A 15,210-nucleotide genomic window follows, 5' to 3' on the forward strand; every position below is an offset into this window, starting at 1 on the left:
GTAGCGTCGCGGCATGGACGTCATCGACTACCTGATGGACGGGGATCCTGCGATCCGCTGGCAGGTCCTGCGGGATCTGACGGACGCCGCTCCCGAGGAGGTCGCCGCCGAGCGCGCCCGCGTGGCCATGGAGGGGTGGGGAGCGAGGTTGCTCGCGCTGCAGGCGGAGGACGGGATGTGGGACGGCGGGGTGTACCGGCCGGGCTGGGTCGACGAGAGTCGCCCGATGTACGACGCGTGGACGGCGACGCACTTCAGCCTGCAGCAGCTCGTGGACTTCGGGGTCGATCCGGCGGACGAGCGCATGCGGCGCGCGGTCTCCCGCGTGCGCGACGGCGTGCGGTGGGATCAACCGGGATCCCCGCTCTACTTCGACGGCGAGACGGAGCCCTGTATCAACGGCGTCGTGCTGACGATCGCGGCATACGTCGGGGAACCGGGAGACGCGGTCGTCAGGACCCTGCTCGATACCCGGCTGGACGACGGCGGGTGGAACTGCTGGGCCGAGGACGGCGCGACGACGTCGTCGCTGCATTCGACGATCTGCGTGCTGGAGGGGCTGCTGGACTGGGAGCAGGCGACCGGCGGGACGGACGAGGTGCGCGCGGCGCGGATCGCGGCGGAGGAGTACCTGCTCGATCGCCGGCTGTTCCGGCGACGCAGCACGGGGGAGGTCATCGACCCGCGGTTCGCGATGCCGTCCTATCCGGTGCGCTGGTTCTACGATGTTCTGCGGGGACTGGACTATCTGCGACGAGCCAGGCCCGCGGGCGATCCGCGCTGCGCGGAGGCGATCGAGATGCTGCGCGCGAAGCAGAGCCCGGACGGAACATGGCTCCTGGAGAACACGCACGAGGGGCCGACGCCGTTCGAGATGGACGGCGAGCGGGAAGGGTTCCCCAGCCGCTGGGTCACGCTCCGCGCCCTGCGGGTGCTGCGCTGGGCGGATGCGGTCCGCGGCTGAGCACTTCGCGATCAGTGCCGCCCGAACCTCCGATGCGCGGCCTGGCGCGTGGTGCCCAGGGCGCTCGCGATCGCCTGCCAGGAGTAGCCGTTCGCGCGGGCGCGCCGCACCTGCACCTCCTCCGCGCGGGCGATGTCCCGCCGCGCGGCGACCAGTCGGTGCAGCTCCGCCAGGGGTTCGCCCTGCGGGTCCGTCGCCTGTGCCGTCTTCATCATGAAAAGCCTCCTCGCGTCAAAGCTTGTCGTGTCAATGCTTGTTGACGCGAGGAGGCTTGTCAATCGATGTTGACAGATGCGATTCAGCTCCCGGCGGACACCCCGAGATCGTCCTCGTAGGCGTGGTCCTTGGTCTCCGGGATGAGGATCAGTGCGATGAGGGTGAGCACGGCCATCGCCGACAGGTAGAGGCCGACGAGCCAGGAGGATCCGCCCGCCGACTGCCACAGCCACACCGCGATGAGCGGTGCCACCGCGGCGCCGAGGATCGAGGACACGTTGTATGCGACCGCGGATCCCGTATAGCGGACGTTGGTCGGGAACAGCTCGGGCAGCAGCGCGCCCATCGGGCCGAACGTGATGCCCATGAGCAGGAAGCCGAGGATCAGGAACGACTGCGTCAGCACGACCGCGAAGGGCTCGCCGGCATGCTGTCCGAGGAACAGCGGGAAGGTGAAGCCGAACAGGATGATGGCGATCGTGGTCCAGATGAGGAGCTTGCGTCGACCGATCCGATCCGCCCAGGGGCCTGAGGCGAGCGTGAAGACGCCGAAGAACACCACACCGATGATCTGCATGACGACGAAGTCGGTGTAGCCGAAGCCCTGGCCGGGATAGAACTGCGCGGCGAACGCGGCCGGGTCGAAGGCGGCGCCCTTGGCCTCTGCGGCCTTCTGCGCGGCGGCGGAGGCGATCTCGACCGACGACGGCTTGGTGCCGAACGAGAGCGTGAAGTTCGTCATCAGGTAGAACAGCACATACGTCGCGAGCATCACGAAGGTGCCGAGGATGAGGTGCTTCCCGTGGTGGCGGAACACGGTCGCCAGGGGCAGCTTGCGGATCGCGCCCTTGTCCTCGGCGCGCTTGAAGGTCTCCGATTCGACAAGCTTGAGGCGTACCCAGAGGCCGATGATCACCATCACGGCCGAGAACAGGAACGGCACGCGCCAGCCCCAGCTGAGGAACGCCTCGGACTTCAGCGTCGGATCGGACGCGTGCGGCAGCAGTGCGTTGATGGTGAGGAACAGGCCGTTCGCGATGATGAAGCCGAGCGGGGCGCCCAGCTGCGGGAAGGACCCGTACCAGGCGCGCTTGCCCTCCGGGGCGTTCTCGGTGGCGACGAGGGCAGCGCCCGACCACTCGCCGCCGAGCGCGAAGCCCTGCGCCAGTCGCAGGACCAGCAGCAGCAGCGCCGCCCACCAGTTGATCTGCTGGAAGGTCGGCAGCAGGCCGATCAGGAAGGTCGCGATGCCCATCGTGAGCAGGGAGGCGACGAGCGTGGCCTTGCGTCCGTAGCGGTCGCCGAAGTGCCCGAAGACCATGGCGCCGATCGGGCGCGCGATCATCGCGGCGCCGAAGACGCCGAACGAGGCGAGCAGCGCGGTCGTGTCGTTGCCGGTGGGGAAGAACAGGATCGGGAAGACGAGCACCGCCGCGGTCGCGTAGACGTAGAAGTCGTAGAACTCGATCGTCGTGCCGATGAGGCTGGCGAGGATCACCCGCGATCTGGGATTGGCGGGTGCGTTCACGGTGTCGGTGCTCATGCGGTCCTCCGGTCGGTGCATCGATCTGCGCTCGCCGGCCCTCAACCGTGCGACGGGCACCGGGGGAGTCTACGCCCGACGTTCAGCCGATCCACAGGTGGACACGCGGCTGTGGCGGAGTGTGACGCCACGGCCGCGCGTCCTTCAGCGCGACAGCCAGGCCTTGTACTCGATCACCGAACCGGGCTCGACGTTCAGCTTCATCGTGGATCCGCCCTGATAGATGGTGTCGGCGGCGATGATCTCGTGGGTGCCCGCGTCGAGCACGACGGTCGCGGTGAACTGCGGTCGCTTCGACGACGCGACTTTCAGCGCTATGCCTGCTCTGCCGAGGCGGTCCGTCACGGATCCCAGCACGCTCACGCCGCCCGCATCGCGGAGCAGCTGCAACGCCGCGGCCTGCTGCGCGGGGCTGAGTGCCCAGCTGTCGCGGATCGAGCTCACCACGCCCCAGATCCCGAGCGCGTCCGCGTTCCCGCTCAGTCCGACCCGATTCTCGATGTACGCGCGCAGTCCGGACGCGTCCGCCGGCGGCTCGACGAAGAAGAGGTTCGAGCTGTGATGCCCGGTGCCCGGCAGCGCCGTACCCTCCTTCGGGGCTTCGCCCACGGGCGGGACGATCGTCCCGTCCTTCGTCACCGAGTAGGGTGCGCCCGTGCGCGACTCGAGGTGGCCGGTGCCGTCCGAGTCCCACACCCATTCCTGCCACTCCGGCACGATCACCGGATCCGCCTTGCCGTCGTCGCGCAGCGCCCAGCGCACGACCAGGGCGTCGCGGGTCGCGGGGCGGGCGGGCGCTTCCTGCAGCGCGGCGATCGATTCGGCGAGAACGTCATCGGCCGTCTGCGCGATGGGCTGAGCGACGAGCGCCGGCGGGGTGGCTGCGTAGGCGGGCACTGCGGTGACCGGGCCGATCGCGAGGGCGATTGCGATGACGGCGGCGAGAGCCGGGGCCGCCCAGGCGGAGCGCAGCGCGATCCGGAGGGGGAGGGACGTGCGCGCGTGGCGGCGCAGTGCCGCAATTCGTCCGCCGATCTGCTGCGGAAGCGACGGCCGTACGCGGGACGGATCGGCGGCTTCATCCAGCATGCGGTGCAGGCGGGCCCAGTCGGCGGCGGTCGGCTCGATACCGGTCGGCGTCTGCGCGGGATCCGCCTCGCGGATCAGCGTTTCGAACAGCTCATCAGTCAATGGCATACGTCATCACCCCTTTCCCGGGTGCCGATGCGGATGGTCTCCTCGTGCCGTCCGGCGCGTCATCGCCGTCGGGCGGTGAGCCGGCGGGCTCCTGCAGCATCGACCGCAGTTCTGCCCGTGCGCGGCTCAACCGCTTCCAGGCTGCCGCGGTCCGGCAGCCCACGACCTCGGCGATCTCCTCGGCGCTCAGGCCGTCCCAGTAGTGCAGTTCGAGCACCTCGCGGTCGGCGGGGCGGAGCAGCGAGAGCGCGTGGCGCAGCTCGACGTGCGCGAGGTCGTCGGTCGGTCGGGTGGCCGACGCGAGGTCCCTCAGGCCTTCACGCTCGCGATCACGCTTGCGGTAGGCGTCGCCGACGAGATTGCGCGCGGTCTGCAGCAGCCAGGGGCGGCGGTACGGCTGCGCGGGATCGAATCGCCGCCAGGCGATCTCGAAGCAGTCCATGGTGAGCTCCCTCGCGTGCTCGCGGTCATCGACGCGGCGCTCGATGTACCGCAGCACGGCGGTGTGGTGTTCGGCGAAGAGCGCCTCGAAGGAGGCACGGCGTTCATCCATCGGGATTCCCGTCAGTGCAGCGGCGGGTTCTCGGCGACGATCTGCCGCGCCTGGGCGGTGAGCGCCTCGATGTCAGCCTTCATGGTCTTGAGCTGGTCCGCGTGGTTCTGCACCACCCTGACCTCGGCGTCCCATTGCGCGTCGTAGTACGCCTTCGTCCAGCCGCTGGAGTCGCGGCAGGTCGCGTCGGCGACGGCGAGCTCGATCTCCGCCGGTGTCGATCGACGGGGGCCTGCCGTATCGGGGTCGACCTCTGTGTCCCCATAGGTGCGTCCGTTCGTGGGAAACTTCGACGGCGGCGGTGCGTAGAACCCGAGCTCGATGCCGAGTTTCTGCGTCGGCATCTGTTCTCCCTCGTCGCCGACGGGCGCGGAGATCGAGACGTCGTAGCCGGCCGCGGAGATGCACTTCTTCCACGACGCCGAGGCCTTCTTCACTGCTGGCTCCTGCGGGACCCCTTTCGACTCCTCGTACCGCCACATGCTCATCGTGTTGTAGATGTCGGACAGCTTGTTGACGTCGAACGTCGTGCGGCTGGCGTCCAAGCAGGCGCGGAAGACCGGTTCGAACCCCGGTGAGGACTCCGCGATCCGGTTGAGCTTGGTGTTCGTCTGCAGCCCGTCCTCGAGCCAGATGCCGGGCATGTAGTTCGCGGTGTAGCCGAACTGCTTCGCGATCTCCACGGTCAGGGCAGGGAACGATGACTTGTTCTTCGGGAAGGTGAAGTAGCTTGCATCGTCGGTGGGCTCGACCGGGATCGGCCAGGAGAAACCCTCGCTACTGAGGCAGGTCTCCATGCGCCGGTTCTCTGCGTAAGTCGAAAGGTGCATCAGCACCTCAGGCGAGTACTCGTCCATCGGCATCACCCAGTGCGCGATGTCCTTGTCCGGCAGATCGGGCATTGTCGCGGATGCGGATGTCGCTTCCGAGGTGCGCATCGTTCCCGACGCGACCGCGGATGGCGTCGAGCAGCCGGCGAGCGGCACAGCCAGGATCGTGACGGCGAGGACGGCGGCCGTGCGGGTGCGCTTCATGCGGTGACCTCTCTTCCGGAGCCTGTCGCGACTCTCACCCTCAAAGGTTGCGCGTCGCGCCGGATCCTGACATCCGAATTCCGAGACGACACTCCGGACGCGAAACGCGGGATCCGAATGATCGGATCCCGCGTTTCATGAGAGTTCGTCGAACGGAGTGGCGCTCAGTGCCAGAAGTAGCCGAGGCCCGCGTTCAGCAGGGTGAGCGCGCCGACGCTCCAGAACATGCCGGCGGGCACCTTGTCGCCGCGCTTCTGGCGGGCCATGCCGATTCCGATCAGCGCTCCGATGATGACCAGCACCAGGAGCTTCACGGTGATCTTGATGTAGAAGCTCATGCCGGGCGTCCAGGTGATGCCCCACGGCGCGGCGAGGGCGAGGCCCGCGAGGCCGGCAATTGCGAGGCCGATGTTCATGAGCTGCGTGAACTCGCGCTTGCCTCCGAAGGCCTGGGCCAGCCAGGCGCCGAAGAGCGTGGCGAAGCCGAGCAGGTGGACGAACACGACGATGGCGCGGAGGGTCTCCATGGCCTCAGGCTATGCCCCGGACTGGAGGTCGCGCCAGGTAGGCGCGCCTCAGCCGTCGGGCGCGCCGTCAGAACGGTGCAGGGCGAATGTCGTATCCGGGTGGGGGGTCGGGGTCTTCGATGGTGAAGGTGACGGGTGTGGGTGGCTGGTCGGTGTAGGTGGCGCCGGTGGGGCTGGTCCATTCGAGGATGCCGGCGCTGTGTTGTGTCACTGTCCAGGCGGTTTGGTGTTTGAGGACGTGGTGGCGTCGGCAGAGTCCGCCGAGGTTTCCTTCTTCGGTGGGTCCGCCGTGGGCGGCGTCGATGGTGTGGTCGAGGTCTTGGGTGTGGGGTGGGAGTCCGCAGGTCGGGAACCGGCACCGGGAGTCTCTTGCGTGCAGGAGGCGGCGGAGGTCCGTGTTGGGGCGGTAGTGGTCGACGGCGAGGATCGCCCCGGTGATCGGGTGGGTGAGGACACGTTCCCAGGCGGTGACATCGCCGGCGAGGATCCGCGCGGTGTCCGTGTCGACCGGCTGCCCGCCCGCGAGTTCGGCGGGTTGTTCGGTGCGGACACGGAACGAGGAGGAGGTCCCGGATCCTGCCGGTCCCGCGGGCGCGGCGACGAGGGTGAGCACCGGGACGGTGACTTCGACCCGGGCCTGGATCGCGGACAGGAGCCCGGCGGTGGTGTCGTGCCCGGACGCGGTCCCGGTGAGCAGGGTGTCCGCGCAGAGGTCGGCGCGCAGCTGATCCATGGTCCTCTCGTCGCCGGGGGCGCCGAGACCGTCCGGATCCGGCGTGACCCCACCGGCCTCGTCCTTCTTGGCCTGCGCGTTCGCGACCGCGATCATCCGGGCCTGCTGGGTGAGCCGGTCGTAGATTCCGTCGATGATCGCGGCGGAGTGGATCACGCCGAGCGCCTTCTGTCCGTCGCCGAGGTCTTCCCGCCACACCCGCCGCTCCACTTGCGCGTCCCGGTGCCGGTCCGTGAGACTCCGCGGTGCCAGCCGCTCGGCGACCCGTTCGACGATCCGCTTCGCCCGATGCGGGGTCTCCCCCGCGCACGCCTCCACCGCAATCCCTTCGAACTCCGCCCGCACCATCTCGTCAAGGCGGGAGCCGGCGTCCTGGATCACCCGCACGTGCGCGGCGTTGATCCGCGCATCTGTGAACGCCCGCGTCGTCGCGGGGAATCGGGCCACGAGATCCGCAGCACGCGCCATCCGGGCCTGCACGACCCGGTCCGACATCCGCAGCACGCCGGCGATCTCCGCCGCGACCGACCGTGCGGCGAGCTCAGCCGCCGCACCCGGCGTCGATCCGGACCGTTCGGACGCCGCGATCGCCACGGCGACGTCTTGCGCCACAGCGAGCTGCGCCTCCCGCAGCGCGTGCAGCCGGATGATCGCAGCTTCCGTCGCTTCCAACCCGGTGACGAGCGCGGTCAGCACGACAGCCGGATCCGCGGGGTTCATCCCTGGATCCAGTACCGTGCCGCTCAGGTTTGCCATATGCCCAGTCAACACCGGACCACCGACATTCCCACCCCGAATTCACCAGATCAGCGCAATAAACCCCCTCAAACGGAGTCGTCCCTGTCAGCGCACGCCATAGCGTGCACTGACAGGGACGACTCGGAGATGGGAGGGCTCCCGGTGAGCCCGGTGGGCCCGGCGGAACCGGGTCAGCCGCGCAGGGCGCGGATCACCTGTGCGGTGCGCAGGGCGGCGTCGGCCGCCTCGGCGCCCTTGTCCTCCTTGGAGCCCTCGAGGCCCGCGCGGTCGAGACCCTGCTGCTCGTCATCCAGGGTCAGCACGCCGAAGCCGACGGGCTTGCCCGCGTCGAGGGAGACCCGCGTGAGGCCGTCCGTGGTGGCGGCCGAGACGTACTCGAAGTGCGGGGTGCCGCCGCGGATGATCACGCCGAGCGCGACCACTGCGTCCGCACCGCCGGCGAAGGCGGCCTGCGCGGCCACGGCGAGCTCGAACGAGCCGGGGACCCGCACCAGGCGGTGGTTCGCCCCGGTGTCCTCGAGCACGCGCTGTGCGCCCGCGATGAGGCCGTTCGTGATCGTCTCATGCCAGGTGCCGGCCACGATCACGACATTCAGGCCGCTCGCGTCGAATCCGCCGGTGGTGGGTGCTCCCGCGCCGCTCATGCGTCGTCTCTTCCGTTCTCCGCGCCGTTCGCCGCCAGGGCTGCGGCGAGCTCGGACTCGCCGATGATGTGGCCCATGCGGTCGCGCTTGGTCTCGAGGTACTGGTGGTTGTTGGGTCCGACGCCGACGATCAGCGGCACCTGCTCGATCACGTCGAGGCCGAGGTCGCGCAGCTGCGCCACCTTGTCGGTGTTGTTCGTGAGCAGGCGCACCCGCTTCACGCCGAGGTCGGTGAGGATCCCGGCGGCCGCCGCGTAGTCGCGGGCGTCGGCGGGGAGGCCGAGGGCGAGGTTGGCGTCGACGGTGTCGAGCCCCTCCTCCTGCAGCGCGTAGGCGCGCAGCTTGTTGATGAGGCCGATGCCGCGTCCCTCGTGGCCGCGCATGTAGATGACGATGCCGCCGTCCTGCTCGACCGCGTCGAGAGCCGCCTCGAGCTGCGGTCCGCACTCGCACTTGAGGGATCCGAACGCCTCGCCGGTCAGGCACTCGGAGTGCACCCGCACCAGCGCGGTCTCGGTCGGCTCGCCCGACACGACCGCGATGTGGTCCGTGCCGGTGATGCGGTCCTTGTAGGCGAGGAACCGGAACACGCCGTGCGTGGTGGGCACCGTGGCGTCCGCGCGAAGGCTCACCCGGCGTCGGGTGTTGTTCGCGACGCAGTCGGCCTCGTCCCGCGGGTCCGTCTCGTTGAGGTGGGCGATGAGCTGCTCGATCGTGATCACCGGGATCCGGTCGCGCTCGCCGAGCTCCATCAGGCCGGGCAGGCGCATCATGCTGCCGTCCTCGGCGACGACCTCGGCGATCGCGCCCACCGGGCGCAGGCCCGCCAGGCGCATGAGCTCGACGGCGGCCTCGGTGTGACCGCCGCGCTGACGCACCCCGCCGTCGACCGCGCGCAGGGGCAGCACGTGTCCCGGGCGGATGAGGTCGGTCGGAGCGGTCGCCGCATCCGCGAGCACGTTCAGCGTGCGGGCGCGGTCGGCCGCGCTGATGCCGGTGGTGACTCCGGAGGCCGCGTCGACGCTGATCGTGTACGCGGTGCTGCGGGCGTCCTCGTTGGCCTCGACCATCGGCGGCAGGTTCAGCGCGTCGGCGATGTCGGCGGGCATGGGCGCGCACAGGTACCCGGAGGTCCAGCGCACGGTCCACGCGATCCACTCGGGCGTGGCCAGCTCGGCCGAGAGGATGACGTCGCCCTCGTTCTCGCGGTTCTCGTCGTCCGCGACGAGCACGGGGCGACCGGCGCGGAGCGACTCCAGCGCCTCTTCGATGGTGGAAAGGCTCATCGCGAGCCTCCTTCCGGTGCGGCGGCGCGGTCGGCGCCTGCGTCTGCGGCGCGGAACGCGAGCAACCGCTCGACGTGCCGCGCGAGGATGTCGGTCTCGAGGTTCACGCGGTCGCCGACGGAGCGCGATCCGAGCGTGGTCGCGGAGAGGGTCTCCGGGATCAGCGACACCTCGAACCAGGCGCCCGGTGCGGTCGGCTCGCTCACGGCGCTCACCGTGAGCGACGTGCCGTCGACCGAGATGGATCCCTTGTCCACGACGAGCGGGGCGAGGTCGTGCGGCAGGGAGATGCGCAGCACGCTCCACTGCGCGCCGGGGCGCACCTCGAGCACCTCGCCGACCCCGTCGACGTGGCCCTGGACGATGTGGCCGCCGAGGCGCGCGCCGACCGGCATCGCCTTCTCGATGTTCACCCGCGTGCCGACGGTCGCGCCGCCGATCGCGGCGACGTCGAGCGTCTGCTTCATGACGTCGGTGTCGAACGTGTCGGGGGTGGAGCCGACGACGGTGAGGCACACGCCGCTCACGGCGATGGACTCGCCGTGCACCGCGTCGGACGCCGCCTTCGGGGCGCGCACGGTCAGCCGCCAGCCGTCGCCGGCGGGCGTGATCGCGGTGATCTCGCCGATCTCCTCGATGATTCCGGTGAACATCAGGCTGCTCCTTCGTTCCGGGAGGTGTTCAGGTCTGCGGGCGCCGGCGCAACACCGGTCGAAGCCGTGCCGCCGGGGTCCGCGGGGCGGGCGATCACCAGCAGGTCCGCGCCGAGCGGCAGCCACTCGTCCATGACGAGGCGCTGGGCGTCGCCGATCGAGAGCACGCCGATGTCGGTGAGGGCGAGCCTCGGTCCGCCGATCAGCACGGGCGCCAGATACGCCAGCACCTCGTCGACGAGACCCGCCGCGAGGAACGCGCTGGCGATGGTCGGTCCGCCTTCGACGAACACGCGCTGCACTCCGCGGTCGCGGAGGTCCGCGAGGACGGCGGCGAGGTCGTGCTGGGCGTAGAACAGCGGCTCGTGCGGATGACGGCGCACGGCGGCGTCGGCCGGGGTGTCCCTGGCGCCGATCACGACGGGCACCGGCTGGTGGGGGAGCAGCGCGTCTCCGTCACGGGCGGTGAGGGAGGGGTCGTCGGCCCGCACGGTTCCGGTGCCGACGACGATCGCGTCGGCGGCGGCCCGGCGACGGTGCACATCGGCGCGAGCGGCGGGACCGGTGATCCACTGACTGGATCCGTCCGCCGCGGCGGCGCGTCCGTCCAGGCTCTGCGCCCACTTCACGGTCACGTGCGGCCGGCCGAGCCGCTGCACGGTGAGCCAGTTGTCGATCAGGGCGTGCGCGGCCTCGGCCTGCTCACCGCCGACGACGTCGAGGCCCGCGGCGCGCATCCGCTCGGCGCCTCCGCCGGAGATCGCTCCCGGATCGTCCAGGGCATAGATCACACGGCGGACGCCCGCGTCGATGAGCGCCTGGGCGCACGGGCCCGTGCGTCCGGTGTGGTTGCACGGTTCGAGGGTGACCACGGCGGTCGCGCCGCGGAGCTGTTCCGGTGCGAGCTTCGAGAGCGCGTCCACCTCCGCGTGCGGGGTGCCGGCGCCGCGGTGCCAGCCCTCGGCGAGCAGCTCGCCGGCGGGGGACAGGATCACGGCGCCGACCTGCGGGTTGAGCCCGCGGGGGCCGCGGCGCGCGATCTCGAGCGCGTGCGTCATCGCCGCCCGCTCCACCGCTGTCGCCGTCATGTCGCCTTCCTCATCCTGGTCAAGGTCACCGGGGTCGGGCGCACGTCGAACGTGCGTGCTTCCTCCCATCCGGACTCGCAAGCCTTCGCTCGCATCACCGTCGGTCCCGGAATTCCACCGGATCGGCCTCGGATCAGTGTCGGATCCTCGGTTCGCGGACTGTCACCGCCGGTTCGGATTCTCACCGACCCCGGAGCACGTTGTGTTGCTCTCAGCTTAGTCAACGCGCCGGTGCGGGTTTCATTCCGGTGGATGGTTCTGTGACGCCTCATGTCGCGCGCGGCGTCACTTCAGCAACCGGGACAGCCGACGGTCCGCGAGCACCTTGCCGCCGGTCTGGCAGGTCGGGCAGTACTCCAGCGACCGGTCGGCGAAGAACACGCTGCGCACCGTGTCGCCGCACACCGGGCATGCCTCGCCGCGGCGGGCGTGCACCTGCATGCCGCGCCGCTTCGCGTCCTTGAGGTCGGCCGGCGGCTTGCCGCTGGCCTCCGCCACGGCCTCGCGCAGCGTCGACTGCATCGCGTCGTAGAGCCGGGTGACATCGGCGTCGTCGAGGCCCCCGGCGGGAGCGTAGGGGGACATCCGGGCGGCGTGCAGGATCTCGTCGGAGTAGGCGTTGCCGATGCCGCCGATCACGGCCTGGTCGCGCAGCAGTCCCTTGATCTGGGTGCGCCGCCCGTCGAGCAGCGCCGCGAACACGTTGCGCGAGAATGACGGATCCAGGGGATCCGGGCCCAATCGTGCGATGCCGTGTACGTCGGCCGGATCCCGGACGACGTACACGGCGAGCGACTTCTTCGTGCCGGCTTCCGTGAGGTCGAAGCCGCTCCCGTCGTCGACCGCGATCCTCAGCGCGATCGGCGACTTGCCGGGGCGGATCAGCGTGGTGGGCAGAGTGTCGTACCAGCGCAGCCATCCGGCCTTGGCGAGGTGGAACACGAGGTGCAGGTTCGGCTCGGCGTCGCTCTTCAGCGTCAGGTCCAGGAACTTGCCGTGCCGCTCCGCACCCTCGATGCGTGCGCCCGCCAGCGCGGTCACGGGCGGGTCGAAGGTCTTGAGCGCCGCGATCGCCGAGACGGAGGCGCGCGTGATGGTGAGTCCGACCGCGCGCTCCGCGAGGAAGTCGACCAGCCCCTGCACCTCAGGCATCTCCGGCATGCGTTCATCCTGCCACCCCTGCCCGACATCGGGGCGGGCCCGTCCGGATTGCGACCGCCGACGCGGTCAGGGGGAAGGCGTCAGCCGAGATCGACCGGCCAGGCCACCGGCGCGCGGTCGTCCGTCCGCAGGAGCCCCGCGATCCAGCCGTCGTCCCGCCCGCGAGGGCTGGTCAGGAACCGGCGCTGCGTCCCCTCGAACCGGAAGCCGAGGGCGCGGGCGCTGCGTGCGGACGGGATGTTGCCGACCACGGCGCGCCAGGTGATGCGGGCGAGCCCGAGCTCGGCGAAGCCCCAGTCGACCACGGCGCGGGCCGCCTCGGTCAGGTAGCCGTGACTGCGCGCCGGGGCCGTGACCCAGTAGCCGAGTTCGGCGTCTCCGCCCGTACGGTGGTCGGTGATGTGGTGCAGTCCGATCGAACCGACCAGGACGTCGTCCGCGAACACCGCCCACACGGTCTCGGATCCGTCCTCCCACCACTCGCCGACGAGCCGGATGAAATCCTCGGCATCCTCGCGCGCATAGGGGCTGGGAACCGTCGTCCAGCGCGGGATCTCCGGGTCCTGGCACGCCTCGGTGATCGCCTCCGCGTCGGCCGGGGTCGGCGCGCGCAGGACCAGTCGCTCCGTGCGGAGGGTTGCGGGTTCCATCGACCTAGCCTAGGTGGGAGTCGACCGCGGTCTCGCCTCCTCCTCGTCACGAACTCAGTCGATTCGGGCCGTCTCGTCGTTCTCGGCCGCGACATCGCCCGGATCGACTGAGTCCGCAACGGCGGACAGTCGTTCTCGTTTCGTCCTCCACAGATGTGGCAGCGGCCCGATTGTGCACCAGTTTCGTCGAGGCGCTCCCGAGGCCGTCGAAGACCCGCCAACCTCGGGTCCATGATCGACCAGCGATTCCGGACATTCGAGCTCCGCGCCGAGGGGCACACCGGCAGGGACATCACTGAAGCGGTGCGGCATGGCGTGCTGATCCGGCTGAGGAAGGGGCAGTACGCGGTGGCGGGCAGCGCTGTCCCGGCGGTCCGGGCCGGACAGATGGGCGGACGTGTCGACTGCGTCAGCGCACTCGCCCTCGCCGGCGTGTTCGTGCGGGCGAGCCATCCCCTGCACGTGCAGATGACGCCGCATTCCTCGCGGCAGGTCCGTCCGCCACACGGAATCGTGCGGCACTGGCGCGCGTGCTCGGCGCCGTGGAACGACCTGGAGGTCCCCCTGGTGGAGGCACTCGCGCAGGCGATGTCTTGCCAGGAGCCGCGAGATTCCGTGGCATCGCTGGACAGCGCGCTGCACCAGCGCCTGATAGATCTCGATGGCCTCGATGAGGTGTTCGAGATCGCCCCTCGGCGCATGCGGGCCCTGCGCCGGATGGTCGACGGGCGGGCGGAGTCCGGTCCGGAAACGCTGGTGCGCATCGCTGCCAGGGCTTTGGGGTTCGACGTCGTACCCCAGGTCGAATTCGGCTTCGCCCGTGTGGACATGGTGCTCGACGGCTGGCTGATCGTCGAATGCGATTCGAGGGCGCATCACGAGAACTGGAAACAGCGGCTCCGCGATTACGAACGAGATCGCCGCCTGGCGGCATTGGGGTTCTGCGTGCTGAGACTCGTCGCCGAAGACATACTGTACGACCGGGAAGGTGTCGTCCTGGCGCTTCGGGGGCTGCGCGGCCTCCGGCTGGCACGACGGCTCGTCGTTCCGAACTCAGTCGATTGCAGCGCCTGATGCGCCGTGACGCACATTGGCGCACGGAATCGACTGAGTTCGACGCGCGTCGTGCAGGCGGCGGCCGGCCGCTAGAGGGCGACGCGGCGGAGCAGGCCGACCTTGTCGTACACCGAGGCGAGGGTCCTGTCGGCGACCTCGTCGGCACGGGCGGCGTTCGCCGCGAGGATGCGGTCCAGCTCTGCGGGGTCGGCGAGCAGCTCGTTCGCACGGTCGCGCACGGGGCCGAACTCGTTGACGACGACCTCGGCGAGCCCCTTCTTGAAGTCGCCGTAGCCGCGACCCGCGTACTCGTCCTCGATCGAGGGGATCTGGCGGCCGGTGAGCGCCGCGTAGATCGTGAGCAGGTTCGAGACGCCGGGCTTGTTCTCGCGGTCGTACCGGACGGATCCCTCGTTGTCGGTCACGGCGCGCATGATCTTCTTCGCCGACTTCGCCGGGTCGTCCAGCAGCCACAGCACGCCTGCGTCGGTCTCGGCCGACTTCGACATCTTGGAGGTGGGGTTCTGCAGGTCGTATATCCGCGCGGTGTCCTTCTGGATCACCGGGATCGGCACGACGAACGTCTCGCCGAAGCGGGAGTTGAACCGCTCCGCGAGATCCCGAGTGAGCTCGACGTGCTGCTTCTGGTCGTCGCCCACCGGCACGACGTCGGTCTGGTAGAGCAGGATGTCGGCGGCCATCAGGACCGGGTAGGTGAACAGGCCGACGGAGGTCGCGTCCGCGCCGAAGCGCGAGGACTTGTCCTTGAACTGGGTCATCCGGCCGGCCTCGCCGAAGCCGGTGATGGTGCTGAGGATCCAGGCGAGCTCGGCATGCGCGCGCACGTGCGACTGCACGTACAGAGTCGACTGGGACGGCTCGATGCCCGCCGCGATGTACTGGGCGGCGGTGCGTCGGGTCTTCTCGCGCAGTTCGGCCGGGTCCTGCGGAACGGTGATCGCGTGCAGGTCGACGACGGAGAAGAACGCGTCGTAGGAGTTCTGCAGATCCCGCCACTGCAGCAGCGCCCCGATGTAGTTGCCGGCCTGGAGGGAGTCGGCGGAGGGCTGCATTCCGGAGTAGAGGCGGGGTTTCGTCACGGATCAATCCTATGGTGGCCGTGACGAGCGCCCGACCGTCCTCCGG

The 15,210-nt window shown here is 69.9% G+C and carries 16 protein-coding genes; 2 read left to right on the forward strand and 14 right to left on the reverse strand.

Annotated features, from left to right (window positions below; all coding sequences use genetic code 11):
• Positions 1-13: 13 nt before the first annotated feature.
• Positions 14-964, forward strand: a complete 951-nt coding sequence (locus ACFC1J_RS13535; protein ID WP_375906877.1) for a hypothetical protein — start codon at positions 14-16, stop codon at positions 962-964.
• Between the two features lie 11 nt (positions 965-975).
• Here the strand turns inward: ACFC1J_RS13535 and ACFC1J_RS13540 are convergent, their stop codons facing one another.
• From ACFC1J_RS13540 to ACFC1J_RS13600, 13 genes are all read right to left on the reverse strand, one after another.
• Positions 976-1,179 (reverse strand): AsnC family protein, encoded by a 204-nt coding sequence (locus ACFC1J_RS13540; protein WP_375906880.1) that lies wholly within the window; start codon positions 1,177-1,179, stop codon positions 976-978.
• A gap of 83 nt (positions 1,180-1,262) precedes the next feature.
• Complete coding sequence (locus tag ACFC1J_RS13545) at positions 1,263-2,723, reverse strand: MFS transporter (RefSeq protein WP_375906883.1); 1,461 nt, start codon at positions 2,721-2,723, stop codon at positions 1,263-1,265.
• Between the two features lie 144 nt (positions 2,724-2,867).
• A complete protein-coding gene (locus tag ACFC1J_RS13550) occupies positions 2,868-3,920 on the reverse strand; it encodes a hypothetical protein (RefSeq protein ID WP_375906886.1) in 1,053 nt (350 codons plus the stop codon).
• Positions 3,907-4,473, reverse strand: coding sequence for an RNA polymerase sigma factor (locus tag ACFC1J_RS13555; RefSeq protein WP_375906889.1), 567 nt, complete (start codon positions 4,471-4,473; stop codon positions 3,907-3,909). Before ACFC1J_RS13555 ends, ACFC1J_RS13550 begins: the two co-directional genes overlap by 14 nt.
• Before the next feature lie 11 nt (positions 4,474-4,484).
• Complete coding sequence (locus ACFC1J_RS13560; protein ID WP_375906892.1) at positions 4,485-5,507, reverse strand: hypothetical protein; 1,023 nt, start codon at positions 5,505-5,507, stop codon at positions 4,485-4,487.
• A 164-nt stretch (positions 5,508-5,671) separates the two neighbouring features.
• The gene (locus tag ACFC1J_RS13565) at positions 5,672-6,034 is read right to left on the reverse strand and encodes a Fe-S protein (protein ID WP_375906894.1); all 363 of its coding nucleotides are present in this window, start codon (positions 6,032-6,034) and stop codon (positions 5,672-5,674) included.
• 67 nt (positions 6,035-6,101) lie between these two features.
• Positions 6,102-7,523, reverse strand: a complete 1,422-nt coding sequence (locus ACFC1J_RS13570) for a DUF222 domain-containing protein (protein WP_375906896.1) — start codon at positions 7,521-7,523, stop codon at positions 6,102-6,104.
• Between the two features lie 173 nt (positions 7,524-7,696).
• On the reverse strand, positions 7,697-8,170 hold the full coding sequence (gene ribH, locus ACFC1J_RS13575) for a 6,7-dimethyl-8-ribityllumazine synthase (protein WP_375906898.1): 474 nt from the start codon (positions 8,168-8,170) through the stop codon (positions 7,697-7,699).
• A complete protein-coding gene (gene ribA / locus ACFC1J_RS13580; protein WP_375906900.1) occupies positions 8,167-9,456 on the reverse strand; it encodes a GTP cyclohydrolase II in 1,290 nt (429 codons plus the stop codon). Before ribA ends, ribH begins: the two co-directional genes overlap by 4 nt.
• On the reverse strand, positions 9,453-10,109 hold the full coding sequence (locus ACFC1J_RS13585) for a riboflavin synthase (RefSeq protein ID WP_375906902.1): 657 nt from the start codon (positions 10,107-10,109) through the stop codon (positions 9,453-9,455). The genes ribA and ACFC1J_RS13585 overlap by 4 nt, the downstream gene beginning before the upstream one ends.
• On the reverse strand, positions 10,109-11,197 hold the full coding sequence (gene ribD, locus ACFC1J_RS13590) for a bifunctional diaminohydroxyphosphoribosylaminopyrimidine deaminase/5-amino-6-(5-phosphoribosylamino)uracil reductase RibD (protein WP_375906904.1): 1,089 nt from the start codon (positions 11,195-11,197) through the stop codon (positions 10,109-10,111). Before ribD ends, ACFC1J_RS13585 begins: the two co-directional genes overlap by 1 nt.
• 285 nt (positions 11,198-11,482) lie before the next feature.
• Positions 11,483-12,358, reverse strand: a complete 876-nt coding sequence (locus tag ACFC1J_RS13595) for an Fpg/Nei family DNA glycosylase (protein ID WP_375906907.1) — start codon at positions 12,356-12,358, stop codon at positions 11,483-11,485.
• Positions 12,359-12,438: 80 nt separating this feature from the next.
• Positions 12,439-13,008 carry a GNAT family N-acetyltransferase gene (locus ACFC1J_RS13600; protein WP_375906910.1) on the reverse strand — a complete coding sequence of 190 codons (570 nt, stop codon included), beginning with the start codon at positions 13,006-13,008 and terminating at the stop codon, positions 12,439-12,441.
• Positions 13,009-13,239: 231 nt separating this feature from the next.
• On the opposite strand from ACFC1J_RS13600, the gene ACFC1J_RS13605 reads away from it, so the two are divergent.
• A complete protein-coding gene (locus tag ACFC1J_RS13605) occupies positions 13,240-14,082 on the forward strand; it encodes an endonuclease domain-containing protein (RefSeq protein WP_375906913.1) in 843 nt (280 codons plus the stop codon).
• Positions 14,083-14,153: 71 nt separating this feature from the next.
• Here the strand turns inward: ACFC1J_RS13605 and trpS are convergent, their stop codons facing one another.
• Complete coding sequence (gene trpS, locus ACFC1J_RS13610; protein ID WP_375906916.1) at positions 14,154-15,164, reverse strand: tryptophan--tRNA ligase; 1,011 nt, start codon at positions 15,162-15,164, stop codon at positions 14,154-14,156.
• Between the last annotated feature and the right edge of the window lie 46 nt (positions 15,165-15,210).

This window comes from Microbacterium sp. NPDC056052 (assembly GCF_042266785.1).
Lineage (GTDB): Bacteria > Actinomycetota > Actinomycetes > Actinomycetales > Microbacteriaceae > Microbacterium.

Excerpts from the sequence above, each read along its gene's own strand:
- ribH (WP_375906898.1), bottom strand. The coding sequence starts at position 8,170 with ATGAGCGGCGCGGGAGCACCCACCACCGGCGGATTCGACGCGAGCGGC.
- ribD (WP_375906904.1), bottom strand. The coding sequence starts at position 11,197 with ATGACGGCGACAGCGGTGGAGCGGGCGGCGATGACGCACGCGCTCGAG.
- ACFC1J_RS13545 (WP_375906883.1), bottom strand. The coding sequence starts at position 2,723 with ATGAGCACCGACACCGTGAACGCACCCGCCAATCCCAGATCGCGGGTG.
- ACFC1J_RS13600 (WP_375906910.1), bottom strand. The coding sequence starts at position 13,008 with ATGGAACCCGCAACCCTCCGCACGGAGCGACTGGTCCTGCGCGCGCCG.
- ACFC1J_RS13605 (WP_375906913.1), top strand. The coding sequence starts at position 13,240 with ATGATCGACCAGCGATTCCGGACATTCGAGCTCCGCGCCGAGGGGCAC.
- ribA (WP_375906900.1), bottom strand. The coding sequence starts at position 9,456 with ATGAGCCTTTCCACCATCGAAGAGGCGCTGGAGTCGCTCCGCGCCGGT.
- ACFC1J_RS13560 (WP_375906892.1), bottom strand. The coding sequence starts at position 5,507 with ATGAAGCGCACCCGCACGGCCGCCGTCCTCGCCGTCACGATCCTGGCT.
- ACFC1J_RS13565 (WP_375906894.1), bottom strand. The coding sequence starts at position 6,034 with ATGGAGACCCTCCGCGCCATCGTCGTGTTCGTCCACCTGCTCGGCTTC.
- ACFC1J_RS13535 (WP_375906877.1), top strand. The coding sequence starts at position 14 with ATGGACGTCATCGACTACCTGATGGACGGGGATCCTGCGATCCGCTGG.
- ACFC1J_RS13550 (WP_375906886.1), bottom strand. The coding sequence starts at position 3,920 with ATGCCATTGACTGATGAGCTGTTCGAAACGCTGATCCGCGAGGCGGAT.
- ACFC1J_RS13540 (WP_375906880.1), bottom strand. The coding sequence starts at position 1,179 with ATGATGAAGACGGCACAGGCGACGGACCCGCAGGGCGAACCCCTGGCG.
- ACFC1J_RS13595 (WP_375906907.1), bottom strand. The coding sequence starts at position 12,358 with ATGCCGGAGATGCCTGAGGTGCAGGGGCTGGTCGACTTCCTCGCGGAG.
- ACFC1J_RS13585 (WP_375906902.1), bottom strand. The coding sequence starts at position 10,109 with ATGTTCACCGGAATCATCGAGGAGATCGGCGAGATCACCGCGATCACG.
- ACFC1J_RS13555 (WP_375906889.1), bottom strand. The coding sequence starts at position 4,473 with ATGGATGAACGCCGTGCCTCCTTCGAGGCGCTCTTCGCCGAACACCAC.
- ACFC1J_RS13570 (WP_375906896.1), bottom strand. The coding sequence starts at position 7,523 with ATGGCAAACCTGAGCGGCACGGTACTGGATCCAGGGATGAACCCCGCG.